Genomic DNA, 26,364 nt, shown 5'->3' on the forward strand with positions numbered 1-26,364 from the left:
GCTGCTTACATCCACGGCTTCTACAATCCAGCCCGGCTACACTCGGCGCTGGGCTACCACTCGCCTAACAACTACGCCCGGCAGCTCCGGGCTGCCGCCTGAAACGGCTTCATGGCGTCCGTTTTCAGGGGGCCAGATCAGTGAGCCGCATGGATGCGGCGACCGAGCTTACATGGGTGAGGGAGCTTTGCTTGCGAAGCACTGCTTCGCAAGCGCCCGAACGCACAGCCGCCAGCGGCTGGGCCGGGCCCCGGAGGGGTACTTGTAGCGCCCCCCTCAACCGGACCCACCCCGCCTCCCCACGGATAGCCAGCTTCTGCCGTTGACGTTGACTCTGCAGGTGCAGGGCTGCAAGCCCTGCCGAACACCCCCTACCTGCGGGGCGCGAGCTGCTCGAGCATTTCCCAGGACTTCAGGCCGCGTGGCCCCAGGTGATGGGCCAGCACCCGCCGCATCGGCAGGCGCAGGCTGGCCAGATCGGCGGCATCCGGCTCTTCGTCAGCCGCCAGCGCCAACAGCGCCGACCCGGTGGCGGCTGCCCGGCGCTCCCCACCGCGCTCGCTCAGCAGGCGCTGCGCACCCTCCTGCGGGTCCAGTTCGTAGCGTGCCGCCGGGTCGATCGGCTGGCCATCGCTGGCGCTGTCCAGCTCGAAACCCAGGCCCAGTGCAGACAGCAGCTCGCGTTCGAAACGGCGCAGGGTCCAGGCCAGGCCAGCGCCCACCGCCAGCCGCGCACGCGCCTCGCCGTAGGCGAGGTACAGCTCCGGCAGCGGGTCCTGGCGCGGGGCCAGGCGCAGGGTCAATTCGCTCAGGTAGAAACCGGCCAGCATCGCCTGCCCGACCAGGCGTGGCGCGGCATCCAGCGCCTCGGCGCCACGCAGCTGGGCCAGTTCCCCCCGCTGCTGGGCACTGAAGCGGATCCACTGCAACGGCTGCAGGGCGGCGCGCAGCACCTGGCCCTTGGCAGTGGACACGCCACGCGCAAGCAGGCCGATACGGCCATGCTGCGCGCTCAACACTTCGACCAGCAGGCTGGTCTCGCGGTAGGCCCGTGCATGCAGCACGAAGCCGGTGTCGTCCTCGATCATCATCGAAGCGACTACAACGCCTTACTCGTAACCGAAGGCCTTCAGCGCGGCCTCGTCGTCGGACCAGCCTTCACGCACGCGCACCCAGGTTTCCAGGAACACCTTGGCCCCGAACAGACGCTCCATCTGCAGGCGGGACTTGGCGCCGATCTCCTTCAGGCGAGCGCCGCCCTTGCCGATCACGATGGCCTTCTGGCCTTCACGCTCGACCCAGATCACCGCACCGATGCGCAGCAGGTTGCCGTCCTCGGTGAAGCGCTCGATCTCGACAGTGGTGGCGTAGGGCAGTTCCTCGCCGAGCTGGCGCATCAGCTGCTCACGCACCAGTTCACCGGCCAGGAAACGCTGGCTGCGGTCGGTGATCTCATCCTCGCCGAACATCGGCGGGGCTTCCGGCAGCAGCTTCAGCACGTCGCGCACCAGCGCTTCCAGGCCGTTGCGCTTCTGCGCGGAGATCGGATGCACGGCGGCGAAGTCGCGACCCTCGGTCACCTGCTGCAGGAACGGCAGCAACGCGCCCTTTTCCTTCAGGCGATCGATCTTGTTGACCACCAGCACCACCGGGATGCCGGCGTCGCGCAGCACGTTGAACGCCAGGCTGTCCTCTTCATCCCAGCGACCGGCTTCGATCACCAGCAGGCCGGCATCGACGCCTTCCAGCGAGCCACGCGCGGCGCGATTCATCACCCGGTTCATCGCACGCTTCTGCACCTTGTGCAGGCCGGGGGTGTCGACCAGCACCAGCTGGCCTTCCGGATAGGTGGCGATGCCCAGCAGGCGATGGCGCGTGGTCTGCGGACGGTTGGAGACGATGCTGACCTTGGCGCCGACCAGGGCATTGGTCAGGGTCGACTTGCCCACGTTCGGGCGGCCGATGACGGCCACGCTGCCGCAATGATGGGGAGTTTGTTCGCTCACTTGGAATCCAGTTGTTCTAGGACGGCCGCAGCCGCCTGTTGTTCGGCAAGCCGCCGCGAGGCGCCTTCGCCCTCGGTGCTGGCGGCCGGGTCGGCTACGTTGCAGCGTACCCGGAAGTGCTTGGCGTGGTCGTCACCGGATTCTGACACCAGTTCATACTGCGGCAACGGCTTCTGTCGGGCCTGCAGCCATTCCTGCAGGCGGGTCTTGGGGTCCTTCTCGGGTCGGCCGGAGGCCGGCAGTGCCTCGATCGAAGCGCTGAACCAGGGCAGTACCACCGCCCGGCAGGCCTCGAAACCGGCGTCCAGGTAGATCGCAGCCACCACGGCTTCCACCGCGTCGGCCAGGATCGAATCACGACGGTGGCCACCGGACTTCATTTCGCCCGGGCCCAGGATCAGCCGCTCGCCCAGCTCCAGGCTACGTCCAATCACCGCCAGCGCGCCCTCACGCACCAGTTCGGCGCGGGCACGGGTCATCGCGCCCTCGTCAGCCTTGGGCCAGCGTCGGTACAACGCCTCGGCCGCCATCATGTTGACGATGCTGTCGCCCAGGAACTCCAGGCGCTCGTTGTGTGGCGCACCGGCGCTACGATGCGTCAGCGCCTGCTTGAGCAGCGCCGGGTCGCGGAAGGGATGACCGATCAGGTCACCACGTTGGAAAGGTTTATTCGGCACCGCTTCGGGTCAGGTCCTGGGATGAATCGAATTTGCCAACCACGTCCAGGTTGCCGACCAGCGGACGGCGCACTTCGTAGTTGACCTTGAGGGTCCAGCCATTGTCGCGACGGTCGAACTTCACGTTGGCCGGCTTCACGTTTTCCGAGTAATTGATGTACAGGCGCTTGAAGAACAGATCCTGGATCCGGGCCGGCTCCATGCTGCCCACACCCGGCTCCTTGGCCAGGCTCTTCATCGCCGAGCGCACCGCGTAATACTCCTGGTACATCGGGAACAGCTTCATGCCGATGTAAAGGAAGAAACCCACCACGATCAGGACCGCCAGGAACGAGGTCAGGGTCATGCCACGCTGCGTGTTCATCGTCTTCATTGCGTTCTCCCCAGATACGCGTTGGATGTGAAGGTACTCAGTTGATGCTCGAGCCGATCCGCGACGGCTCGAAGCCATCCTTGCAGAACCAGCCCTGGCAGTTCAGCCAGATCAGGAAGGCCTTGCCGCGCAGGTTTTCTTCCGGCAGCAGGCCCCAGAAGCGGCCATCGTCGCTGTTGTCACGATTGTCGCCCATCACCAGATACTTGCCGGCCGGTACGGTCCACTGGCCCTGGCCACGCGGATAGTCGGTCTCCAGCACGGTATGGGTACGGCCCGGCAGGTGCTCGACCAGCAGGTTGGCGCCCTCGCCCTGGCCCTTGTGGCCGGCATAGATGCCCTTGTTGTCGTACTTCAGCGGTTCGCCATTGAGGATCACGCCGTCGCCTTCGAAGACCACGGTGTCACCCGGCACGCCGATCACGCGCTTGATGAAGTTCTCGCCCTTGGCCGGGTCGTTGTCGCTGTGGCCGGGAAAGTGGAACACCACCACGTCGCCGCGCGACGGCTCGCCGAAGGGGACGATCTTGGTGTTGCTGATCGGCAGGCGCAGGCCGTAGGAAAACTTGTTGACCAGGATGAAATCGCCGATCAGCAGGTTCGGCATCATCGAGCTGGACGGGATCTTGTACGGCTCGGCGATGAAACTGCGCACGATCAGCACGATCGCCAGCACCGGGAAGAATGCACGCGAGTAGTCCACCAGCACCGGCTCGGTGTCGAGCAGGCCCGCGCGCTGGGCGCGGCGCTTGGCGAGGTACAGCTTGTCGGCGAGCAGGATCAGGCCCGAGGCCAGGGTCAGCACGACCAGGAGGATCTCAAACAGTTTCATTCAGGGTCCTTTGCAACGTCACCAGACGACCGGCCCAGCGAGGCCGGTGCGGGCTTACTTGTTGTCCATCTGCAGCACGGCCAGGAACGCTTCCTGCGGGATCTCCACGCGGCCGACCTGCTTCATGCGCTTCTTGCCTTCCTTCTGCTTTTCCAGAAGCTTCTTCTTGCGCGAGACGTCGCCACCATAGCACTTGGCCAGCACGTTCTTGCGCATCGCCTTGACCGTGGTGCGGGCGATGATCTGCGAGCCGACGGCAGCCTGGATGGCCACGTCGAACATCTGCCGGGGGATCAGGTCCTTCATCTTCTCGCACAGCTCGCGGCCACGGCGGTCGGCGTGGCTGCGGTGCACGATCAGCGACAGTGCGTCGACCTTGTCACCGTTGATCAGCACGTCGACGCGCACGAACGGGCCGGCGTCGAAGCGCACGAAGTGGTAGTCCAGCGAGGCATAGCCACGGCTGACCGACTTGAGCTTGTCGAAGAAGTCCAGCACCACCTCGGCCATCGGCAGCTCGTAGCTGATCTGCACCTGGCTGCCCAGGTAGTTGATGCCGATCTGGCTGCCGCGCTTTTCTTCGCACAGCTTGATGATGTTGCCGATGTATTCCTCGGGAGTGAGCACATTGGCGCGGATGATCGGCTCGCGGATCTCCTCGACCTGGTTCACCGGCGGCAGCTTGGCCGGGTTGTCCATGTTGATGACCGAGCCGTCGGTCTTCAGGACCTCATACACCACCGTCGGCGCGGTGCTGATCAGGTCCAGGTTGTATTCGCGTTCCAGGCGCTCCTGCACGATCTCCATGTGCAGCATGCCCAGGAAGCCACAGCGGAAGCCGAAGCCCATCGCTTCGGAGCTTTCCGGCTCGAAACGCAGCGCGGCATCGTTCAGGCGCAGCTTGTCCAGCGCTTCGCGCAGGTCCGGGTAGTCCTCGGCATCGACCGGGAACAGGCCGGCGAACACGCGCGGCTGCATTTCCTGGAAGCCCGGCAGCGGCTTCGGCGCCGGATCGCCGGCCAGGGTGAGCGTGTCGCCAACCGGCGCACCATGCACGTCCTTGATGCTGGCGGTGACCCAGCCCACTTCACCGGCACGCAGCGCCGGCAGCACCTTGCGCTTGGGAGTGAACACGCCGACGTTGTCGACCTGGTGGTTGCGGCCGGTCGACATCACCTGCAGCTTGTCACCGGCCTTGATCTCGCCCTGCATCACGCGCACCAGCGAGACCACGCCCAGGTAGTTGTCGAACCACGAGTCGATGATCAGCGCCTGCAGCTTGTCGGTGTCGCGCGGCACCGGCGGCGGGATGCGATGGACGATCGCCTCCAGCACGTCCTGCACGTTGAGGCCGGTCTTGGCACTGACCGGCACGGCGTCGGAAGCGTCGATGCCGATCACGGCCTCGATCTCGGCCTTGGCGCGCTCGATGTCGGCGGTGGGCAGGTCGATCTTGTTGATCACCGGCACCACTTCCAGGCCCTGCTCCACTGCGGTATAGCAGTTGGCTACCGACTGCGCTTCCACGCCCTGCGCCGCATCGACCACCAGCAGCGCGCCTTCGCAGGCGGCCAGCGAGCGGCTGACTTCATAGGAGAAGTCGACGTGGCCGGGGGTGTCGATGAAGTTCAGGTGATAGGTCTGCCCGTCCTTGGCCAGGTACGGCAGTGACACCGATTGCGCCTTGATCGTGATGCCACGCTCGCGCTCGATGGGATTGGAGTCGAGCACCTGCGCTTCCATCTCGCGGGCCTGCAGGCCACCACAGAGCTGGATGATGCGGTCGGCCAGCGTGGACTTGCCGTGGTCGACATGGGCGATGATGGAGAAGTTGCGGATGTTCCGCATCGAATCAGAAGACATAGGTGGCGGCGGCGCGCGGCGTCGTCAGGGTAACGGTCGATTATCGCATGCCCGGCGCCCGGCCGCGAAAACTGCCTCATCGGGCCGGGGCCAGAACGGCCGAAGCCCCGCCGGGGCGGGGCTTCGGGGGCCGCGCCGGCGCCGCCGAAGCGGCCCCGGCAGGAGCCTTACTGGCCGGCCTTCACCGCCACGAAGGCGCTGTTGCCGTTGGCCGTGCGGACCAGCAGCATCACCACGTCGTCCTTCTTGAAGCTGGACAACGCCCGGTTCAGGGCATCCACGCTGCCGACCGCAGTGCGGCCGACCTGCAGGATCACCATGCCCGGCGACAGGCCGGCATCGCGTGCCGCCTGGCCCTTGACCCCGGTGATGCGCACGCCTTCATTGCCGTTGAGCCCCAACTGCTTGCGCTGGGCCGCGTTCAGGTCGCTGACATCCAGCCCCAGCAGGGCGTTGGCACCGGTCTGCGGAGCCGCCTCGCCACCGCCAGCCGACGGCCCGCGGGCATTGGCCTGCCCGTCCTCGCTCAGTGCGGTCAGCGTGGCACTGAGCTCATGCGGCTTGCCGTCGCGGTAAACCACCAGGTTCACCTTGCTGCCCGGCGCCATCGCACCGATCAGCGGCGGCAGGTCGGACCAGCTGTTGACCGCGCTACCGTTGACCGAGCGGATGACATCGCCCACCTGCACGCCGGCCTTGGCGGCCGCACTGCCGGCCACGATCTGGTTGACCAGCGCGCCGCGGCTGTCTGGCAGGCCCAGTCCCTGCGCCTTCAGCGAATCGATCGGTTCGACCACCGCGCCGAGCTGGCCGCGGGTGACCTTGCCGCTCTTCTTGATCTGCTCGACCGCGCTCATCGCCAGGTCGATCGGGATCGCGAAGCTGATGCCCATGTAGCCACCGGAGGCCGAGAAGATCTGCGAGTTGATGCCGACCACTTCGCCGCGGGTGTTCAGCAGCGGCCCACCGGAATTGCCCTGGTTGATCGCCACGTCGGTCTGGATGAATGGCACGTAGCGCTGGTCCGGCCCCCCCGTACTGCGACCGACGGCGCTGACCACGCCGGCGGTAACGGAATGGTCGAGGCCGAACGGCGAGCCGATCGCGACAACCCATTGGCCCGGCTTCAGGGTGTTGGAATCGCCCACGCGCACGGTTGGCAGGTTCTTGCCATCGATCTTGAGCAGGGCCACGTCGTACTGCTGGTCGCTGCCCACCACCTTGGCGGTGAACTCGCGGCTGTCGCCCAGCTTGACCTTCACATCGCTGGCGTCGGCCACCACGTGGTAGTTGGTCAGCACATAGCCATCGGGCGAGATGATGAAGCCCGATCCCATGCCACGCCCCTTGATGCTGGGACCGCCATCCTGCCCACCCGGCCCCTGCCCCGGCATCGGGAAGTCAGGGCCGAAGAAGCGGCGGAAGAACTCCGGCATGTCATCGTCGCCCATCGGGCCGCGCGAGGCCTGGCGGTTGTTGCGGACGATGGTGGTGTCGACGTTGACCACGCCCGGGCCGACCTGTTCGACCAGGTTGGTGAAGTCAGGCAAGCCACTGACCAGCGGTTGTGCAGGCGCCCGCGGCGCCGCGGCCGGCGCAGGCTGGGCCGGGGCGGCAGGCGCCGGCGCCTGCGCGCAGGCCACCAGGGGAAGGGTCAGGGCCAGCAGGCCAATGGCCTGCGTGCGAAGTCGGGGAGTCATCGGACGGCAACCTCCGGGTCGGATGGAAAGAGGAATACGGGCCCCGCCGACGGCGGGGCGTGAAGGCGCCCGGCTCAGTCGCGCGGGCGCGGCGGCACCGGCAGGTCGTCCTGCAGGCGCGGCTCGAACGGGTAGAACGCGGCACCGCCGGCGCGGGCCGGGAAACTGGCATTGAGCGCACCACCCGCGGTCGGCGCCAGGCTGGAGCGCGGCCACGGCCGGGCCTGCAGCCCGCCGACCTCACCGAATGGCAGGTCGTGGTTGGCGTTGGCCGGTACGGCCGGAGCCAGCGGTGCCTGCAGGGCGGCGATGGCGCGCTGCGGAGCGTCATCGCGCTGGGCGGCACGCGCGGCCTGCTGGCTGCGGGTTGCACTGGCGCGGCGGGCGTCCTGGCGACGGCTGGTGGCAGCCATCGCCACAGCCGGCGCCGCCGCCACGGCCATCGCGGCGGCATCCACCGATGCTTCGGTCACCGGGGCCGGCGCGGTTGGCGCCGGCGGCAGTTCCGCCTGGCTGGCGATCACCTGCGGCGCCAGCGGTTCACCCGGCGTGGCCTCCTTCAGTTTCTCGCCGCCGATGAACAGCGCGACGGCGGCCACCGACGCGGCCAGGGCGGCGCCGCCGCCCCAGGCCCGCCAGCCACTGCGACGTACCTGGCGACGCGGCTCGGCCTGTGGCGCCGGCTCGGCCGCGATGGCGGCAGCCACGGCGGCACTGAACCCGGCCGGAGCCAGTGCCGACGCCTGCCCGCGCATCACGTCGCCCAGCAGCTGCCAGCGCTCCTGGCAACCGGCCAGCTCGGGGTCGTGCTCCATCCGGCGCAGCAGGAAACGCGCTTCATCGGCGCCCAGCTCGCCATCGACCAGGGCCGACAGCTGCTCGCGATGGCGCTGGTCCAGGCGCTGCCCGGCGGGCGATTGATGGTTCTGCGATTCGTTGAACGGGTTACTGGTCATACGCGGCTCTTCTCACGGGTGGCGCTGCCGATGTCCAGCAGCGGCCGGAGTTCGGTGTCGATCGCCTCGCGCGCCCGGAAGATCCGTGAACGCACCGTGCCGATCGGGCACCCCATCTTCTGCGCGATATCCTCGTAGCTCAGGCCTTCCACCTCGCGCAGGGTGATCGCTGACCGGAGTTCTTCCGGCAGCGCGTTGACGGCCTTCATCACCGTCTGTTCCAGCTCCTGGCGCATCAACTCGCGTTCGGGCGTGTCGGTGTCACGCAGGCGCGTACCACTGTCGAACTGTTCGGCATCGCCGATGTCGATGTCATCGGTCGGCGGCCGTCGATTGTGTGAAGCCAGGTAGTTTTTGGCGGTATTCACGGCGATTCGATGCAACCAGGTTGAGAACTGGGCATCGCCACGGAAACTCCCGATCGCGCGGTAGGCACGGATGAAAGTGTCCTGGGCGACGTCCTGACATTCGCTCCAGTCGGCGATGTAGCGACCGACCAGGGCCACCACCCGATGCTGGTACTTGCGCACCAGGACATCGAAGGCGGCACTCTCGCCGTGCTGCACGCGCCGGACCAGTTCCAGATCCAGCTCCTGTGGTGTATCAACCTCGGCCATGAGGGGCCGCACTCCTGTCAGCCCAACCGACGTCGGGCAATGAGACTGCCAATCCCGGGAAAAGTTCAGTCGCCGATCACCTGGCGCCGCACCAGCTTTTAACCACCGTTCCGTTAGCGTCCCGGTCCACGGCCATGGATCCGGGGGCGCCACTCCCCTGCTATTGGGATTTGACGCGGGGGAAACAACCTCTGGATCATAGCCGCTTCTCCATACACAACCGGATGGAACGTCCATGCTCTCAGGCTTCGATGGTCTCCGCTTCAGCCACTGGCACCCCGAGATCCGCGACGACGGCGTGGTGGTTCTCTCCCTGGATCGTCAGGACAGCAGCGTCAACGCGATGTCGCAGGACGTGCTGCTGGAGCTGGGCGACCTGCTTGAGCGCATCGCGCTGGACCCACCCAAAGGCGTGGTGGTCCAGTCACTGAAGAAGGCCGGCTTCATTGCCGGTGCCGACCTGAAGGAGTTCCAGGAATTCGACCGTCGTGGCACTGTCAACGACGCGATCCGTCGTGGCCAGGCGACCTATCAGAAGCTGGCCGAGCTGCCCTGCCCCACCGTTGCGGCGATCCACGGCCACTGCCTGGGCGGCGGCACCGAACTGGCGCTGGCCTGCCGCTACCGCGTGGCGTCCAATGACAGCAGCACCCGCATCGGCCTGCCGGAAACCCAGCTGGGCATCTTCCCGGGCTGGGGCGGCAGCGCCCGCCTGCCGCAACTGGTGGGTGCACCGGCGGCGATGGACATGATGCTGACCGGCCGCACCCTGTCGGCCTCGGCCGCGCGTGGCATCGGCCTGGTCGACAAGGTGGTGGCGCCAGCGGTGGTGCTCGACACCGCCGTCGCGCTGGCGCTGTCCGGCACCACCCGCCCGTTCAAGCAGCGCGCGACGGCGTGGGCCACCAACACCTGGCTGGCGCGCAGGCTGCTGGCGCCGCAGATGGTCAAGCAGGTCGCACGCAAGGCGAAGAAGGACCAGTACCCGGCGCCGTACGCGCTGATCAGCACCTGGCAACGCAGTGGCGGCAAGCCGATCCAGGCCCGCCTGGACGCCGAGCGGCGCGCCGTGGTGAAGCTGGCCAGTACACCGACCGCGCGCAACCTGATCCGTATCTTCTTCCTCACCGAGCGACTGAAGGGCCTGGGCAGTGGTGATTCCGGCATCCGTCACGTGCACGTGGTCGGCGCCGGCGTGATGGGCGGCGACATCGCCGCGTGGGCCGCTTACAAGGGCTTCGAGGTGACCCTGCAGGACCGCGAGCAGCGCTTCATCGACCCGGCCATGGAACGCGCGCAGGCGCTGTTTGCCAAGAAGGTGCGCGACGAAAGCAAGCGCCCCGCCGTGGCCGCACGCCTGCGTGCCGACCTGGAAGGCAATGGGGTTGCCGAAGCGGATCTGGTGATCGAGGCGATCATCGAGAACCCGGAAGCCAAGCGTGCGCTGTACCAGACGCTGGAACCGAAGATGAAGCAGGACGCCCTGCTGACCACCAATACCTCGTCGATTCCACTGGTGGAACTGCGCGATCACATCCAGCGCCCGGCGCAGTTCGCCGGCCTGCACTACTTCAACCCGGTAGCACAGATGCCGCTGGTGGAAATCATCCACCACGATGGCATGGCGCCGGAGACCGAGCGCCGCCTGGCCGCGTTCTGCAAGGCGCTGGGCAAGTTCCCGGTGCCGGTGGCCGGCAGCCCGGGCTTCCTGGTCAACCGCGTGTTGTTCCCGTACATGCTGGAAGCCGCCACCGCCTACGCCGAAGGCATCCCGGGCCCGGTGATCGACAAGGCCGCCGTGAAGTTCGGCATGCCGATGGGCCCGATCGAACTGATCGATACCGTCGGCCTGGACGTGGCCGCCGGTGTCGGCCGCGAACTGGCGCCGTTCCTGGGCCTGCAGATTCCGGCCGCGCTGCAGACGGTGGAACCGGACAAGCGTGGCAAGAAGGATGGCCAGGGCATCTACACCTGGGAAAACGGCAAGCCGAAGAAGCCGGACGTGGCCAGCGACTACCAGGCCCCGGCCGACCTGGAAGACCGCCTGATCCTGCCGCTGTTGAACGAGGCAGTGGCGTGCCTGCACGAAGGCGTGGTGGCCGATGCGGACCTGCTGGATGCCGGCGTGATCTTCGGCACCGGTTTCGCTCCGTTCCGCGGCGGTCCGATCCAGCACATCCGTGCGGTCGGTGCCGATGTGATCGTCGAGCGGTTGAAGGCGCTGCAGCAGCGCCACGGCGACCGTTTCGCCCCGCGCCCGGGCTGGGACAACCCCGTCCTGCGCGAACCGGTGGTCTGAGTTCATCGGCCGGGCCTGCGGCCCGGCACCCGCAGAGGCAACCGCCGAAGCAAAAGCCAAAGCCAGAGCCGGAGCAACAGCCGGCTCTGGCTTTTCTGTTTGTTGGGCGGGACGGTGTGGGCAGGCAGGACACGCCGTAAACCCCGCTCCGCGGTCCGGCCCAGCCGCTGGCGGCTGTGCGTTCGGGCGCTTGCAAAGCAGTGCTTCGCAAGCAAAGCGCCCTCACCCATGGGGGCTCGATGGCGCCATCTATGGCGCCAACGGTCCTGCAAGCCCACACCGCCCCACCCAGACAGTTTCCCGGTGACGGTTGGTGAACTGCGATGGCTGGTAGGTGTCGACCTTGGTCGAAACGCTTGAACCACGCGTGGACGCGAGCGAAGCGACCGGCGTTTGATCTTGATTTTCTTTTTTTCTTCTCCGTGGCTGGACGCACACGGAAACTGTCAGGGGCCGGGCGGGGGGGGGTGGGGGGGGGCGCCCCCCCCTCCGCGGCCCCGCCCCCCCCCCCCCCGCCCGCGCCCCCCCCCCCCCCCCCCCCCCCCCCCCCCCCCGGCCAAGCACGGCTTGTGCTTGTGCCGTCAGCGACCAAGCAACCAGCCACGAGGGGCTGCGCCGTTGGCTGGAACACCCTGTTACCCATACGAGGCATGTCCCCGTCACAGCCGCATGCGATGCTGATCGCCTGATCCCTGCCAGCGAGAACGCCCGCATGACCACCATCATCGCTCCGCGCGTGCACGACATCGGCGGCCTCGAAGTCCGTCGCGCCGTCCCCACCCTGCAGGCCCGCAGCATCGGTTCGTTCGTGTTCGTCGACCAGATGGGCCCGGCACTGATGCACCCCGGCACCGCCATCGACGTGCGCCCGCATCCGCATATCGGCCTGGCCACGGTCACCTACCTGTGGTCGGGCGCGATCGGCCACCGCGACACACTTGGATCGGACCAGGTGATCCGTCCCGGTGACGTCAACTGGATGACCGCTGGTCGCGGCATTGCCCATTCCGAGCGAACACCGCAACCGGACCGCGACCATGACAACCCGATCCACGGCATGCAGACCTGGGTCGCGCTGCCGAAATCGCACGAGGAAATCGAGCCGGCGTTCTATCACCATGCCGCGGCCACCCTGCCCGAGCAGCGCCGCAACGGCGCCTGGCTGCGGGTGATCGCTGGCCGCGCCTATGGCGAGGAATCGCCGGTGAAAGTGTTCGCCGATACGCTCAATGTGGCGATCGATCTGGACGCGGACGCGGAAATCGACATCGACGACGGCCACCGCGAGCGCGCGCTGTACATCCTTGAGGGCGATGCGCAGTTGGATGGCGTGGACATCCCCGCACAGCACCTGGTCATCCCCGAAGCCGGCGCACGCGGCCGCCTGCGCGCAAAGACACCGGTAAAGGCGATGCTGTTCGGTGGCGAGCCGCTGGATGGCCCGCGCCACCTGTGGTGGAACTTCGTGTCCAGCTCGAAGGAGCGTATCGAGCAGGCCAAGCACGATTGGGAAGCCGGTCGCTTCGGCACCATCCCCGGCGACGACAAGGAGTTCATCCCGCTGCCGCAGTACTGAGCATCGCGTGTTGCACACAGCCGAGGGTGTATTCCTGCACCCGGCGTTGACGCTACAGTCACCCGCTGATCATTGAAATGTGACATAAATCACACTTTCGACCGTCAAAGGAGTGCAACACATGAGCATGGGTAAACGCTTGTCCGCCGAATTCCTCGGCACGTTCTGGCTGGTTCTGGGTGGCTGTGGCAGCGCGGTGCTGGCCGCCAAGTTCGGTGGTGACGGCAATCCGCTGGGTATCGGCTTCCTCGGCGTGGCGCTCGCCTTCGGCCTGACCGTGGTGACCGGCGCCTATGCGTTCGGCCATATCTCCGGTGCGCACTTCAATCCGGCGGTCAGCGTCGGCCTGTGGGCCGGTGGTCGCTTCCCGACCAGGGACCTGGTGCCGTACATCATCGCCCAGGTCGCCGGCGGCCTGCTGGCCGGCTTCATCCTGCTGCAGATCGCCTCCGGCGCCAGTGGCTTCGCCATCGACGGCAGCCAGGCCGGAGCGTTCGCCAGCAATGGCTATGGCGCGCTATCGCCCGGTGGTTACAGCGTTGCGGCCGCCTTCCTGTGCGAGGTGGTACTGACGGCGGTGTTCCTGATCGTGATCATGGGTTCCACCCACGGCAAGGCACCGGCCGGGTTCGCCCCGCTGGCGATCGGCCTGTCGCTGACCCTGATCCACCTGATCAGCATCCCGGTCACCAACACGTCGGTGAACCCGGCCCGCTCCACGGCCGTGGCCTTCTTCGCCGGCAGCGGTGCGGTCAGCCAGTTGTGGCTGTTCTGGGTCGCCCCGTTGCTGGGTGGCGCGATCGGTGGCCTGATCTACAAGTGGATCGGCAACGACCGCTGATCTCCGCAGCAACCATTGCGGCCGACCCTCGGCCGCAATGGTTGCGCTTGCAACCGCGAATTGTGCGATTGCTCACGTTCCGTTAAGGTTGAGTTGACCGTCCGTGCACATGCCGGATGGGGGGCGTCCGGGGATGGGATGCCATGGTCGCCGGCTCTGCTGGCGAAGCCAACCAATTCATCACCTTGGGGGATGCATGAAGTTCGTGCCTGTCATGTTGTCGAGCCTGCTTTTCGCTGCGGCCCACGCCGCCGCGCAGGCGCCGTCCGAATGTCCTTCGCTACCGGCCAGCAGCGGTCTGCAGTGGCAGCAGCAGGTGCAGGCCGATTTCCTGGTCTGCCGCGCCAGCACCCCTGATGGCCGGGAAGTGCTGAGCCTGATGCTCAGCGCGCGTGACCCGTCCATTCCGCTGAACCGCTCGCTGCGGCAGGAAAAAGGCAGCTTCGGCGGTGAATCGCTGTACTGGTACCAGCCCGACCTGGGCGGCCAGCAACCGCCGGGGTATGCCGAACGGCGCATCAGCGTGGTCAAGCTCGACAAGGGGCGTTACGCGCAGATTTCGCTGTATCCGGACAGCGCGCAGGAGCTGGGGTCACTGCAACAGCTGGCGCAGGGCATGAGCCTGACCCCGTCGGCCGTGGCCGCCGGGCGCTGAGGATGACGGGGATGACTGCCTGGCAGCATCCCCGCGGCGCGACCCGATCCAACGGTAGTGCCGGCCGCTGGCCGGCACCCCGATCCGCCTCCAGGCGAGGCAGTTTCCGGCCAGCGGCCGGTACTACGTCAGAACTTGCCTTCCTGGAAATCGACGAAGGCCTGCATCAGTTCCTGCCGCGTGTTCATCACGAACGGCCCGTGGCGCATCACCGGTTCGCGCAGCGGACGGCCAGCCACCAGGATCAGGCGCGCGCCTTCATTGCCGGCCGAGATGTGCAACTGCTCGCCACCGCCCAGCACCGCCAGTTCCTGGCGAGCGACGTCGCGCGCGGCGTCCTGCTCACCCACAGTCACGCCACCTTCGAACACATACGCAAAGGCGTTGTGCCCTTCCGGCAGCGCGTAGGTCCAGGCACGGTCGGGCGCCAACGTGATGTCGAGGTAGAGCGGGTCGGTGGCCGGTTGCACGATCGGGCCGCGGGTGCCATCGACCGTGCCAGCGATCACCTTCACCTCCACGCCCGCTTCCGGGTGCACCACGGGAATCCGCTCAGGCGCGAACTCCTGGTACTTCGGCTCGGTCATCTTCTCCTTTGCCGGCAGGTTCACCCACAGCTGGAAGCCACGCATCTGCCCGCTTTCCTGCTCGGGCATCTCCGAGTGCACCAGGCCGCGGCCAGCGGTCATCCACTGCACGCTGCCCGGGGTCAGCAGGCCTTCGTTGCCATGGTTGTCGCGATGCCGCATGCGCCCGTCGAGCATGTAGGTGACGGTCTCGAATCCGCGGTGCGGATGCTCCGGGAAACCGGCGATGTAGTCCTCGGCGCGGTCGGTGCCGAATTCATCAAGCAGCAGGAACGGATCGAGGTCGGGCAGCGTCGGGCCACCGATGACGCGGGTCAGGCGCACGCCGGCACCGTCGGAGGTGGGCATGCCACGGATGGTCCGCAGCACGCGGACCGGTTCGGGAAAGCTCATGGCGACTCCTGTTGGATGGATGCCACTGAAGATGGACGCCGCACGGCCACACGCCAATGGACGGCGCCGCAACCGATTGTTCCATCCCTGATGTTCGCTGCACGTCAGCACAACAAGCGTACGACCAAAGTACTACCGCCGATTCGTCCTGTGCCAATTGACCCTGTCGAGGGCACGCGGGACTCTTTGACTGTCTTTCCGGGAGAGAGCACCTCATGAAAGGGTTTTCCAAAATAGGCTGGGCGGCCCTCGCCCTGCTCGGCGCCTTCTGTCTGGGCACCGTGGCCCTGCGCCGCGGCGAACACATCAATGCGCTGTGGATCGTCGTCGCCGCGGTTTCGCTGTACCTGGTGGCCTACCGCTTCTACAGCCTGTTCATCGCCAACAGGGTGATGCAGCTGGATCCGACCCGGGCCACGCCGGCGGTGATCAACAACGATGGCCTGGACTACGTGCCGACCAACAAGCACGTATTGTTCGGCCACCACTTTGCCGCCATCGCCGGCGCAGGCCCGCTGGTCGGCCCGGTCCTGGCCGCGCAGATGGGCTACCTGCCTGGACTGCTGTGGCTGGTGGTGGGCGTGGTGCTGGCCGGTGCGGTGCAGGACTTCATGGTGCTGTTCCTGTCCAGCCGTCGCAACGGCCGTTCGCTGGGCGACCTGGTAAGAGAAGAGATGGGCCAGGTACCTGGCACCATCGCGTTGTTCGGTGCGTTCCTGATCATGATCATCATCCTGGCGGTGCTGGCGATGGTGGTGGTCAAGGCGCTGGCCGAAAGCCCGTGGGGCATGTTCACGGTAATCGCGACGATGCCTATCGCCATCCTGATGGGCGTGTACATGCGCTATATCCGCCCCGGCAAGATCGGCGAGATCTCGGTGGTCGGCCTGATCCTGCTGCTGGCCGCGATCTGGTACGGCGGCAAGGTCGCCGCCGACCCAGTGTGGGGCCCGGCGTTCACGTTCACCGGCACCCAGATCACCTGGATGCTGATCGGCTACGGCTTCGTCGCATCGGTGCTGCCCGTGTGGCTGTTGCTGGCCCCGCGCGACTACCTGTCGACCTTCCTCAAGATCGGCACGATCATCGCGCTGGCCGTCGGCATCCTGATCGTGATGCCGGAACTGAAGATGCCGGCGCTGACCCAGTTCGCCGCCAGTGGCGACGGCCCGGTGTGGAAGGGCGGCATGTTCCCGTTCCTGTTCATCACCATCGCCTGCGGTGCGGTCTCTGGTTTCCATGCGCTGATCTCCTCCGGCACCACGCCGAAGCTGCTGGCCAATGAAGCGCACATGCGTTACATCGGCTACGGCGGCATGCTGATGGAATCGTTCGTGGCGGTGATGGCGCTGGTCGCGGCCTCGATCATCGATCCAGGCATCTACTTCGCGATGAACAGCCCGGCGGCGGTGATCGGCGCCGATGCGGCGTCGGCGGCGCACTACATCACCAACACCTGGGGCTTCACCATCACGCCGGAGCAGCTGACCGCGACCGCGGCGGCGATCGGCGAGCCGACCATCCTGCATCGTGCAGGTGGCGCACCGACACTCGCGGTGGGCATCGCGCAGATCCTGCACGAAGCGATCCCCAGTGGCAGCGACGCAATGATGGCGTTCTGGTACCACTTCGCGATCCTGTTCGAAGCATTGTTCATCCTGACCGCGGTGGACGCCGGCACCCGTGCCGGACGCTTCATGCTGCAGGACCTGCTGGGCAACTTCGTCCCGGCGCTGAAGAAGACCGAGTCGTGGACCGCCAACATCATCGGCACCGCCGGCTGCGTGGCGCTGTGGGGCTACCTGCTCTACACCGGTGTGGTCGATCCGTTCGGCGGCATCCAGACCTTGTGGCCGTTGTTCGGCATCTCCAACCAGATGCTGGCCGGTATCGCGCTGATGCTGGGCACGGTAGTGCTGTTCAAGATGAAGCGCGACCGCTATGCGTGGGTCACTGCGGTACCGGCGGTGTGGCTGCTGATCTGCACCACCTATGCCGGCTTCATCAAGATCTTCGACAGCAACCCGGCGCAGGGTTTCCTGGCACAGGCACACAAGTTCCAGGCCGCGCTCGCCAGCGACACGATCACGGCGCCGGCCAAGTCGGTGGCGCAGATGAAGCAGATCGTGGTCAACGCCTACGTCAATACCGGCCTGACCGCGCTGTTCCTGCTGGTGGTGGGCGCAGTCCTGGTGTATTCGATCAAGACCATCCTGGCGGCACGCCGCAATCCGCAGCGCAGCGACCGCGAGACCCCTTACGTGGCGCTGAAGCCGCATGAAATGGTGGATCTGTGATGAGTACGCAACTGGTTCCCGCCGGCCAGTACCAGGCGCACCGCCGCATCTGGCGGCGCCTGGTGCAGACCGCACGACTGTGCTGTGGCATTCCTGATTACGACAACTACGTCCGGCATATGCTGGAAAAGCATCCGGACCAGGAGCCGATGGACTACAAGACGTTCTTCCGCGAGCGCCAGGAAGCGCGCTACGGCGGACGCAATGGTGGCCGCTGCTGTTGAGGGCCGGGACGGCCTTTTCGCAGGCAAAAGAAGGCCGAGCGCGTGCTCGGCCCTACACGGGCAGAGCGGGTTCGCGGCGCACGCCGCGAACCCGCAACAGGAACGTCCGGTCAGAACTCAGGCGCCGGCCATCCACTTCAGGATCAGGCCGGTGACATAGGCCAACCCGGTACCGGTGGCATAGCCCACCGTCCCCAGCAGCACCCCCACCGGCGCCAGCGTCGGATGGAAGGCCGCGGCCACCACGGGAGCCGAGGCGGCCGCCCCGATGTTGCCCTGCGAACCGATCGCGAAAAAGAACAACGGCGCGCGCAGCAGCTTGGCCACCACCCACAGCACCAGCACATGCGTAGCCATCCAGATCGCGCCGAGCAGGAACAGCCACGGCCGATCCAGCAGCGACAGCAGGTTCATCTGCATGCCGATGCAGGCGATCAGGAAGTACAGGAACACCGTGCCCAACCGCGAAGCGCCTGCGGCTTCCAGCCGGCGCGCACGGGTGAAGCTCAGGCCCAGGCCCATCGCCGTGGACAGCAGGATCACCCACACGAACTGGCTGTCCAGGCTGAACTGGCTGGCCCAGCTGACGTTGGCCTTGAACCAGCCCGACAGCGGTGCGGCGATGGCGTGAGCCAGGCCGACGCCACCCAGTGCCACGCCGACGATCACCATCAGGTCGGTCATGCTGGGAATGCGCGCGTTCTGTGCCTCGTAGGCGCTGATGCGTGCCTTCATCTCGTCGATGGCGCGCGTATCGGCCCCGTTGCGGGTGTCGATCTGCTGCGCGCGGTTGGCCAGGAACAGCAGGATCGCCATCCACAGGCTGGCGCAGGCCACGTCGACCACGGCGAACTGCCCGAAGGTGGTGGCATCGGTGCCGAACACTTCGCGCATGGCGACCATGTTGGCGCCGCCACCGATCCAGCTGCCGGCCAGCGCGGCCATGCCGGCCCAGGTATCACCGGCCACCGTTTCCGGATGGATCAGCTTCATCAGCTGGAAGGAGACGATCGCACCGAGCATGATGCCAGCGGTACCGGCACAGAACACAAGCAACAGCTTCGGCCCCAGCTTGATGACGCCCTTGAGGTCGATCGACAGCGTCAGCAGGACCAGCGCGGCCGGCAGCAGCACGTCACGCGCGACCGGGTTGTACAGCGAGGTGTTGTGGCCATCGATGACACCGGCGGTGTTGTAGATGGCGGGGATGAAGTAGCACAGCAGCAGTGCCGGCACCCAGGCGAAGATCTTCTTCAACAGCGGGGTCGGACCACTGGCGGCCCAGAAGATCAGGGCCAGGGTGGCGGCAATCAGGCCCAGTCCAACGATATCGTTGCTGATCAGGGCAGTAGCGGGTTCGGTCGGCATGGGATCCTCTGTCGATCGAAGGAGCGGGAAAAAAAAGCGCCGCATGAAGCGGCGCAGGTCGAGATTAACACTGTCTTCACGTCGGGTCATGCCGCAGCGCGGAGCAGGTCGGCCGTCCGATCAAGCGGGGCGCGAAGCGCCGAAGTCCAGGGTGACACGCGTCCCGCGCGGTTGGCGGGGCTGCAACTGCAGCGTCCAGCCCAGGTGCTCGCACAGCCGCGCGATCAGATCCAGGCCGATGCCACTGCCTCGATCGGCACGCTCGCCGCGGGCCATGCGCGCGTGGATCGCCGCGATCTCCTCCGGGCTCATCCCGTGCCCGGGGTCCTGCAGGGTCAGTACCGCCGACGAACTCAGCTGCAGCTCGATATGGCCGCGGCCGCTGTTTTCGATGGCATTGCGCAGCAGGTTGCCGATCGCCGCCTGCACCACCGCCAGCGGCGCGACGATATCCACCGGCGCAGCCTGGATGCCGATGCTCAGGTCCTTGTCGCCGAGCAGGTAGCGATGGTCGTCGACGATCTCCGGCAGCAGCTGGTCCAGTGCGATGCGCTCGGCACGTGCGGCCAGGCGCGCGGGATCACGCGCCAGCACCAGCAGCAGCTCGATCAGCTGCTCCACGCTCTGTGCCGTGCGCAGCACCCGCTGCATCTGTTGGCGGGCACGTTCGGGCAGGCCCGGTTGCTCCAGCGCCAGCTCGGCTGCACCGGTCATCACTGCGATCGGCGTGCGCAGTTCGTGGCTGGCGGTACTGATGAAGACCCGCTCACGCTCGACGAACTGCTCGTTGCGGTCCAGGTAGTCGTTCAGCGCATCGGCGATGGTGTGCAGCTCGGAACTGCCGCGCGGGTCGACCTCGATGCGCTGGCCCTGAACGCCCGGCCGCAATGCGCCGATGTGCTGGGCCAGCAGGCTCAACGGGCGCACCATGCGTTCCATGCCGAAGGACGCCATCAGCACGGTGACGAAGATCATGATCACCCCGGCCAGCATCACCCAGCGCGTGGCGAACTGCTCCAGGTCATGGAAATCGGAGATGTCCAGCGCCAGCGCGACCCGTCCCATCGACCGGGTCTCGCGCACCATCACCGCCGTCTCCCGGCCTTTGATCATCACGCCGTCGTGAAGGCCCGGATGCAGCGTACGCAGGCTGTCAGGCAGGTTGACTGCATCGAAGCGGTACAGGCTGAGCGTGTCCGAATCCTGCCAGCGATAGTGCGGTTCATGCTCGACGTGCTCGACGATGCTGTCCAGTTCGGAATTGAGCAGCGCGCGCCAGGCGGCATGTTCGGCGTGTTCGTGCACGTAGTTGCCGACGCTGAACACAGCGATCGACAGCAGGGCCAGGTAGCCCAGCAACCACCACACCACGCGCCGGTACAGCGGGCCCGGCCTACGCGCCTTCATCATCACCCTTGCCTGCATCGGCGGCCGCGGTCACCGCAAGGCGGTAACCAACCCGCGGCAGGGTGTGGATCAGCTTGTCGGCAAACGGACCATCGACGCTGCGGCGCAGCTCATAGACATGCGAGCGCAGCAGGTCACCATCCGGTGGCTCGTCGCCCCACAGGGCGAACTCCAGCTGTTGGCGGGTGACCGCACCGGGGCTGGCGCGCATCAGCACCTCCAGCAGCTTGCGGCAGGCCGGGTAGAGGTGGAGCACCTGACCACCCCGCTGGGCTTCGAGGGTCGCCAGGTCCAGCACCAGGTCGCCCACCTGCAGGCGCTTGCGCGGGTTCCGGCCCTGCGCACGCAGCAGCAGCGCCTCCAGCCGAACTTCCAGCTCGGGCAGGGCGAACGGCTTGGTCAGGTAATCGTCGGCACCCGCGCGGAAGCCGGTGATCTTGTCCGGCAGTTCGTCGCGCGCGGTCAGCATGATCACCGGCACCTCCGAAGCCTGCTCGGCGCGCAGGCGACGCAGCACCTCCGGCCCCTCCATGCGCGGCAGCATCCAGTCCAGGATCACCGCGTCGTAGGGATGGCTGCCGGCCAGGTGCAGGCCGGTGATGCCGTCCGGGGCCACGTCGAGCACGTGCCCGCGCGACTCGAAGTAGTCGAACAGGTTGGCCACCAGCTGGCGGTTGTCCTCGATCACCAACAGACGCATGCACGAAACATCCACGGAAGTTCGTACCATGGTAGCGCTGCCCATGTCGGAATGCGGTCGTCCCGGCCTCCTCTGACGCTTTTCCAACCCCCGCCACCTCAGAATGGCCGTTTTTGCTCCCGGAGCCTGCCGTGCCCGTAGCCCTGCCCCGCCGTTGGCGCCTGCCCCTGTTGTGGCTGTTGATCGTTGCTGCGCTGGCAGCGGGGATCGGCCTTCGGCAGCCGCAGCCACCGGACGAGCCGCGCTTCGTGCTGGCGGCCCGCACCATGGTCGAGAGTGGGCAATGGCTGCTGCCGCACCGGGGCGTGGAGCTGTATGCGGAGAAGCCACCGGTCTTCATGTGGCTGCAGGCGGCGGCCTACGAGATCGTCGGCAGCTGGCAGTGGTCGTTCCTGCTGCCGTCGCTGCTGGGCGCCGTGCTCAGCCTGTGGTTGGTGTCGGATCTGGCACGCCGACTGTGGTCACCGCGGCATTCCCTGTACGCCCTGGCGGCGCTGTTCTGCACCCTGCAGTTTGGCCTGATGGCCAAGCGCGCGCAGATCGACATGGTGCTGGTCGGCATGACCACGGTGGCCCTGTGGGGCTTGATGCGCCACCTGTGCGAACGCCGCAACCTGGCTGCCTTGTGGCTGGCGGGGTTCGCCGCTGGCCTCGGCACGGTGACCAAAGGCGTGGGTTTCCTGCCGCTGCTGATGGTCCTGCCGTGGTTCGGCTGGTGGCTGTACCAGCGTCGCCGCGGGCGCAGCGTTGACGGCCCACACCCGGCAACGCTGCTGTGGCTGATCCCGGCCTTCCTGCTGGGCGTGTCGGTGTGGCTTGCGCCGCTGGGCTGGGCCCTGCTGCACACGCCCAGCGCCGAACTGCAGGCCTACGCGCATGAGCTGTTGTTCAAGCAGACCGGTACCCGCTATGCCAACGCCTGGCACCATCGCCAACCGGCCTGGTACTACCTGCAGGTGATCCTGACCCTGTGGCTGCCGGGCAGCCTGCTGCTGCCGCTGCTGTTCAAGCCGTGGTGGCGCCGCATCCGCCGGGGCGACCGCCGGCAGTGGCTGCTGCTGGGCTGGGCGCTGCTGGTGCTGGTGTTCTTCAGTGCCAGCCCGGGCAAGCGCGAGGTCTATGTGCTGCCGATGCTGCCTGCGATGGCACTGGCGGTTGCGCCGTTGTTGCCGGGCTTGCTGCGCCGGCTGTGCGTGCGCCGCTATTTGTTCGGCTACAGCGTGGTGCTGATGCTGGCCACCGGCGTGCTCGGCGTGATGCTGATGACCGAGCACCCGTGGGCCTTGGCGCAACTGGAACGCCGGGCCATGCCCGATACGCTGCTGCCGGTGCTGGGTGACGGCCTGCTGACCTTCGCCATCGCGCTGGCCACGTTGGCCGTCTGGTTGCGGGTGCGCCGCGCCACGACACTGGTGCTGCTGACCCACGGCATGCTGTGGATGCTCTACGGCCTGGTGCTGATCCCGGCACTGGATCCCTACGCGTCGGCATCGGCGCTGATGCGCCGCGTCGGCGCGCGGATCGGTCCGGACGCCGAACTGGCGCTGGTCGCCTGGCGCGAGCAGAACCTGCTGCAGGCTGACCGCCCGGTACGCGAGTTCGGCTTCAAGCGGCCCTGGGCCGAGCAATGGCACGATGCCGGCCCCTGGCTCGCCGAAGCGCCGGACAAGCGCTGGCTGCTGGTGCTGGACGAGGCGATGAGTCCCTGCGTGGATCCGGCCAAGGTGATCGACATCGGCATGGCCAACAGGAATCGTTGGCAACTGCTTCCCGGTACGGCCTGGGACCCGCAATGCCACGCCGAACGGGCCGGCTCGACCGCCGAAGAAGACTGAACGTTGACTCGTGCCGGGGAAATCATTAACCCGGCGCGAACGAGCGTCCGACCCTTCTCCGACATGCAGGTGACGAGCATGGCTGCGGATTCCCGAACCCGCCTTCCCTCAGCATGCCCGTTCGTCCCCTTGATTCGATCGCGCCGCTTGCGACATCGCCACTGGCGTCAAGATTCGCCGTAACTCACTTTTGGCTGCCTGTCGCAATCGGTCTGCCCGTGTTTGCGCTGCTGATGGGGTTCGGCGGCGACCAGTGGGTGGCCGATCACCTGTTCCGCCTTGAGGGCAGCCGATGGGTGCTACAGGACGCCTGGATCACCCGCAGCGTCGTGCACAAGGCCGGTAAATGGTTGAGCACTGCGGCGGCGCTGGTCGTGCTCCTGCTGTGCTTCCATCACTGGCGTAAAGGACGCGATCACACCCTGCGGTGGGCGCTGCTTTATGTCGTACTTGCCCTGGCGCTGGGCACCGGCGTGATCTCCCTGCTGAAGTCGCTGGTGCCGATGGAATGCCCTTGGGACTTGCTGCGCTACGGCGGCCACCAGCCATTTATCGGGCTTTTCACCGCACGCCCCGCTGGCATGGCCGCGCAGGCCTGCTTCCCGGCCGGGCACGCCAGTGCCGGCTACGCCTGGCTGTGCCTGTACTACTTCGCCCTGCTATGGCGCCCGTCGTGGCGCTGGGCCGGGTTGTGGATCGGCCTCGGCGCCGGTTTGGTGTTCGGCATCAGCCAGCAGCTGCGCGGAGCGCATTTCCTTTCGCATGACGTCGCCACTGCATTGATCTGCTGGCTGCTTTCGCTCGGCCTCTATCTGATCGTCAAGCGCGTCCTGACACACCGTCAACTGAACCATGCCAACCGTCAGGAGGCCAACGCATGAGCGCATCGGTCCAACGGCCCGCCCGCCTCCCCGCCCTTGCGGGTCTGCGCCACTGGCGGCCGCAGCTGTCCACCGAAGCGCTGATCGCGCTGACCAGCCTGTTCTTCGCGGTGGCCGGCAATGGCCTGTTCTGGCACAGCGCGATGGCCAGCCATCCAGGCAGCCTGCGCTACGCGCTTTCGCTGCTGCTGTTGCTGCTGGGTGCTCACGGCGTGCTGCTGGGCATCCTGGTCTGGCGCTGGAACGCCAAGGTGGTGATCAGCCTGTTGCTGCTGGTGACCGCATTCGCCGCGCACTACATGAGCCGCTACCACATCTACCTGGATGCGGACATGCTGCGCAACGTGCTGGCGACGGACCCCAAGGAAAGCCGCGAGTTGATGACCGTGTCGCTGCTGTGGCCGGTCCTGTTGCTGGCCGTGTTGCCGATGATCGTGCTGTGGCGCGTGCAGCTGCGCCGTCGCAGCTGGGGCCGCAGCCTGCTGTGGCGCCTCGGCTTCCTGGTGGTGTCGGCGGTGACTGCCGTCGGCGGCGCGTTGATCTCGTTCCAGGACGTTTCGGCACTGATGCGCAACCAGCGCGAAGTGCGTTACCTCGCCACTCCGGCCAACGTGCTGCTGGGCATGCCGCGTGCGCTGCGTGGCGACAACCCGGTGCAGCGCGCACCGAAGCTGCCGATCGGCACCGACGCCAAGGCCACTCCGCGAGCGCCGGCCAGCAAGCCGCGCCTGCTGGTGATCGTCATGGGCGAGACCGTGCGTGCGCAGAACTGGGGCCTCAACGGTGGCCGCAACACCACCCCGGAACTGGCGCAGGCCAGCGTGATCAATTTCCCGGACATGCATTCCTGCGGCACCAGCACGGAGGTCTCGCTGCCGTGCCTGTTCTCGCCGTGGGGCCGCCACGACTACGACGAGAAGAAGATCCGTGCGCACCAGTCGCTGCTGCACGTACTCAACCGCGCCGGCATCGCGCCGCTGTGGCGTGACAACCAGTCCGGCTGCAAGGGCGTGTGCGAGGGCCTGGACTTCCAGTCATTGTCCGACGCCACCACACCCGGCCTGTGCGCCGATGGCCGCTGCATGGACGAGATCCTGCTGCAGGACCTGGCCACCCAGGTGCGGGCCAAGCCCGGCGACCGGGTCGTGGTGCTGCACCAGCTGGGCAACCACGGCCCGGCCTACTTCGAGCGCTATCCGCCCGCGTTCCGCCGCTTCACCCCGACCTGCGACACCCGTGACATCGGCCGCTGCTCGCGCGACGAGATCACCAACAGCTATGACAACGCGGTGTTGTACACCGATCATTTCCTGAGCAAGACCATTGCTACCCTGCAGGGCATGCAGGATTACGACACGGCGATGATCTACCTGTCCGACCATGGTGAATCGCTGGGCGAGAAGGGCCTGTTCCTGCATGGCGTGCCGTATGCGATCGCACCGGCCGAGCAGACCCGCGTACCGATGACGATGTGGTTCTCGCCGGGCTTCGCCAGCAGCCGTGGGTTGGACCTGCAGTGCGTGCGCAAGCGTTCGGCGGCCTATACCGACCACGACAACCTGTTCCCGTCGGTGCTGGGCCTGATGCAGGTTAAGACGGCGCTGTACGAGCGCGACCGCGACGTGTTCGCCAACTGCGAAGGTTGAGGGGTGTTTGGCAGGGCTTGCAGCCCTGCACCTGCGGTAGTGCCGGCCGCTGGCCGGTAGCCTCGACAGCGACAGCAACAGCAAAAGCAAAAGCTGGCATTCCGTGGATTGGCGGGGGGGGGGGGGGGGGGGGGGGGGGGGGGGGGGGGGCCCGGGGGCAGTGCGGGGCCGGCGCAATGTCCTCCATTGTAGGCGGGCCGCCCCCCTCCGGGGGCCCCCCCCCCCCCCCCCCGCCCCCACCCCGCCTTCGACAGATTTTCGCGATCTGTCGGAACGACGCATTGCCCTGGTGGGTGTCGACCTTGGTCGACACAGTAGATCCACGCCATGCGTGGATGACCCATTCGATATCTGACAGATGTGTCGACCAAGGTCGACACCTACCGACAGCACACGGAATCTGTCAGAGGTGGGGCGGGGGGGGGGGGGGGGGGGGGGGGGGCGGCGGGGCGGGGCGTGGGGGGGGGGGCCCCCCCGCCGCGACACCCCCCGGGGAATGGGTTTTTTCCTACAGTTGGGTAATTTCTGTGTATGGGGGGGTGGGTCGGGTTGGGGGGGGTTGTGCCGATTGTTTGGGGCGACGGGGTTTACTTGGAGTTAATTGCTGCGCCCCCCGCACCGGGACCCACCC

General features: G+C 66.9%; 22 protein-coding genes. 9 read left to right on the plus strand and 13 right to left on the minus strand.

The genetic code is table 11. The features are described from left to right. Positions 1-371: 371 nt before the first annotated feature. The 9 genes from recO to rpoE all read right to left on the minus strand — a co-directional run bounded on the left by recO (position 372) and on the right by rpoE (position 9,024). Complete coding sequence (gene recO / locus RCF13_RS03250; protein WP_049447075.1) at positions 372-1,091, minus strand: DNA repair protein RecO; 720 nt, start codon at positions 1,089-1,091, stop codon at positions 372-374. A gap of 18 nt (positions 1,092-1,109) precedes the next feature. Beyond that, entirely contained in the window at positions 1,110-2,006 is an 897-nt protein-coding gene (gene era / locus RCF13_RS03255; RefSeq protein WP_005410599.1) for a GTPase Era, read from the minus strand. Then, positions 2,003-2,683 (minus strand): ribonuclease III, encoded by a 681-nt coding sequence (gene rnc, locus RCF13_RS03260; RefSeq protein ID WP_061479811.1) that lies wholly within the window; start codon positions 2,681-2,683, stop codon positions 2,003-2,005. Before rnc ends, era begins: the two co-directional genes overlap by 4 nt. Then, positions 2,673-3,056 carry a DUF4845 domain-containing protein gene (locus RCF13_RS03265; protein ID WP_014038086.1) on the minus strand — a complete coding sequence of 128 codons (384 nt, stop codon included), beginning with the start codon at positions 3,054-3,056 and terminating at the stop codon, positions 2,673-2,675. Before RCF13_RS03265 ends, rnc begins: the two co-directional genes overlap by 11 nt. Before the next feature lie 37 nt (positions 3,057-3,093). After that, positions 3,094-3,888, minus strand: a complete 795-nt coding sequence (lepB, locus tag RCF13_RS03270) for a signal peptidase I (RefSeq protein ID WP_005418234.1) — start codon at positions 3,886-3,888, stop codon at positions 3,094-3,096. Positions 3,889-3,942: 54 nt separating this feature from the next. Next, entirely contained in the window at positions 3,943-5,736 is a 1,794-nt protein-coding gene (gene lepA, locus RCF13_RS03275; RefSeq protein ID WP_005418237.1) for a translation elongation factor 4, read from the minus strand. 182 nt (positions 5,737-5,918) lie between these two features. Then, the gene (locus RCF13_RS03280; protein ID WP_154351221.1) at positions 5,919-7,451 is read right to left on the minus strand and encodes a DegQ family serine endoprotease; all 1,533 of its coding nucleotides are present in this window, start codon (positions 7,449-7,451) and stop codon (positions 5,919-5,921) included. Positions 7,452-7,525: 74 nt separating this feature from the next. Beyond that, positions 7,526-8,407 carry a sigma-E factor negative regulatory protein gene (locus RCF13_RS03285; RefSeq protein WP_231352243.1) on the minus strand — a complete coding sequence of 294 codons (882 nt, stop codon included), beginning with the start codon at positions 8,405-8,407 and terminating at the stop codon, positions 7,526-7,528. Further along, entirely contained in the window at positions 8,404-9,024 is a 621-nt protein-coding gene (gene rpoE / locus RCF13_RS03290) for an RNA polymerase sigma factor RpoE (protein ID WP_005418256.1), read from the minus strand. The genes RCF13_RS03285 and rpoE overlap by 4 nt, the downstream gene beginning before the upstream one ends. A gap of 235 nt (positions 9,025-9,259) precedes the next feature. Here rpoE and RCF13_RS03295 point away from each other — a divergent pair, with 235 nt between their 5' ends. From RCF13_RS03295 to RCF13_RS03310, 4 genes are all read left to right on the plus strand, one after another. Next, the gene (locus RCF13_RS03295) at positions 9,260-11,323 is read left to right on the plus strand and encodes a 3-hydroxyacyl-CoA dehydrogenase NAD-binding domain-containing protein (RefSeq protein ID WP_061479814.1); all 2,064 of its coding nucleotides are present in this window, start codon (positions 9,260-9,262) and stop codon (positions 11,321-11,323) included. Between the two features lie 712 nt (positions 11,324-12,035). Further along, complete coding sequence (locus RCF13_RS03300; RefSeq protein ID WP_061479815.1) at positions 12,036-12,899, plus strand: pirin family protein; 864 nt, start codon at positions 12,036-12,038, stop codon at positions 12,897-12,899. A 121-nt stretch (positions 12,900-13,020) separates the two neighbouring features. Continuing rightward, complete coding sequence (gene aqpZ / locus RCF13_RS03305; protein WP_057493448.1) at positions 13,021-13,740, plus strand: aquaporin Z; 720 nt, start codon at positions 13,021-13,023, stop codon at positions 13,738-13,740. A 196-nt stretch (positions 13,741-13,936) separates the two neighbouring features. Beyond that, positions 13,937-14,395, plus strand: coding sequence for a hypothetical protein (locus RCF13_RS03310; protein ID WP_032954397.1), 459 nt, complete (start codon positions 13,937-13,939; stop codon positions 14,393-14,395). A 128-nt stretch (positions 14,396-14,523) separates the two neighbouring features. Here RCF13_RS03310 and RCF13_RS03315 read toward each other — a convergent pair whose 3' ends face one another. After that, complete coding sequence (locus RCF13_RS03315; RefSeq protein ID WP_053499689.1) at positions 14,524-15,375, minus strand: pirin family protein; 852 nt, start codon at positions 15,373-15,375, stop codon at positions 14,524-14,526. A 215-nt stretch (positions 15,376-15,590) separates the two neighbouring features. Between RCF13_RS03315 and RCF13_RS03320 the strand changes: the two genes are divergently transcribed. Continuing rightward, entirely contained in the window at positions 15,591-17,672 is a 2,082-nt protein-coding gene (locus RCF13_RS03320; RefSeq protein ID WP_061479816.1) for a carbon starvation CstA family protein, read from the plus strand. Continuing rightward, positions 17,672-17,896: a CstA-like transporter-associated (seleno)protein gene (locus tag RCF13_RS03325; protein WP_005410613.1), complete on the plus strand. Its 225-nt coding sequence runs from the start codon at positions 17,672-17,674 to the stop codon at positions 17,894-17,896. The genes RCF13_RS03320 and RCF13_RS03325 overlap by 1 nt, the downstream gene beginning before the upstream one ends. 117 nt (positions 17,897-18,013) lie before the next feature. Here RCF13_RS03325 and RCF13_RS03330 read toward each other — a convergent pair whose 3' ends face one another. The 3 genes from RCF13_RS03330 to RCF13_RS03340 form a co-directional block, all read right to left on the minus strand. Next, entirely contained in the window at positions 18,014-19,264 is a 1,251-nt protein-coding gene (locus tag RCF13_RS03330) for a DUF819 family protein (protein ID WP_005418276.1), read from the minus strand. A gap of 120 nt (positions 19,265-19,384) precedes the next feature. Continuing rightward, a complete protein-coding gene (locus RCF13_RS03335; protein WP_061479822.1) occupies positions 19,385-20,671 on the minus strand; it encodes a HAMP domain-containing sensor histidine kinase in 1,287 nt (428 codons plus the stop codon). Continuing rightward, positions 20,658-21,371 carry a response regulator transcription factor gene (locus RCF13_RS03340; RefSeq protein ID WP_061479817.1) on the minus strand — a complete coding sequence of 238 codons (714 nt, stop codon included), beginning with the start codon at positions 21,369-21,371 and terminating at the stop codon, positions 20,658-20,660. The genes RCF13_RS03335 and RCF13_RS03340 overlap by 14 nt, the downstream gene beginning before the upstream one ends. Positions 21,372-21,502: 131 nt before the next feature. On the opposite strand from RCF13_RS03340, the gene RCF13_RS03345 reads away from it, so the two are divergent. The 3 genes from RCF13_RS03345 to RCF13_RS03355 all read left to right on the plus strand — a co-directional run bounded on the left by RCF13_RS03345 (position 21,503) and on the right by RCF13_RS03355 (position 25,733). Further along, positions 21,503-23,206 carry a glycosyltransferase family 39 protein gene (locus RCF13_RS03345; protein WP_134968709.1) on the plus strand — a complete coding sequence of 568 codons (1,704 nt, stop codon included), beginning with the start codon at positions 21,503-21,505 and terminating at the stop codon, positions 23,204-23,206. A gap of 113 nt (positions 23,207-23,319) precedes the next feature. Beyond that, positions 23,320-24,087 carry a phosphatase PAP2 family protein gene (locus tag RCF13_RS03350; RefSeq protein WP_061479819.1) on the plus strand — a complete coding sequence of 256 codons (768 nt, stop codon included), beginning with the start codon at positions 23,320-23,322 and terminating at the stop codon, positions 24,085-24,087. Then, positions 24,084-25,733: a phosphoethanolamine--lipid A transferase gene (locus tag RCF13_RS03355; protein ID WP_061479820.1), complete on the plus strand. Its 1,650-nt coding sequence runs from the start codon at positions 24,084-24,086 to the stop codon at positions 25,731-25,733. Before RCF13_RS03350 ends, RCF13_RS03355 begins: the two co-directional genes overlap by 4 nt. The last annotated feature ends 631 nt before the right edge of the window (positions 25,734-26,364 follow it).

It is taken from the genome of Stenotrophomonas maltophilia group sp. RNC7 (assembly GCF_030910085.1).
In the GTDB taxonomy this organism is placed as follows: Bacteria; Pseudomonadota; Gammaproteobacteria; order Xanthomonadales; family Xanthomonadaceae; genus Stenotrophomonas; species Stenotrophomonas sepilia.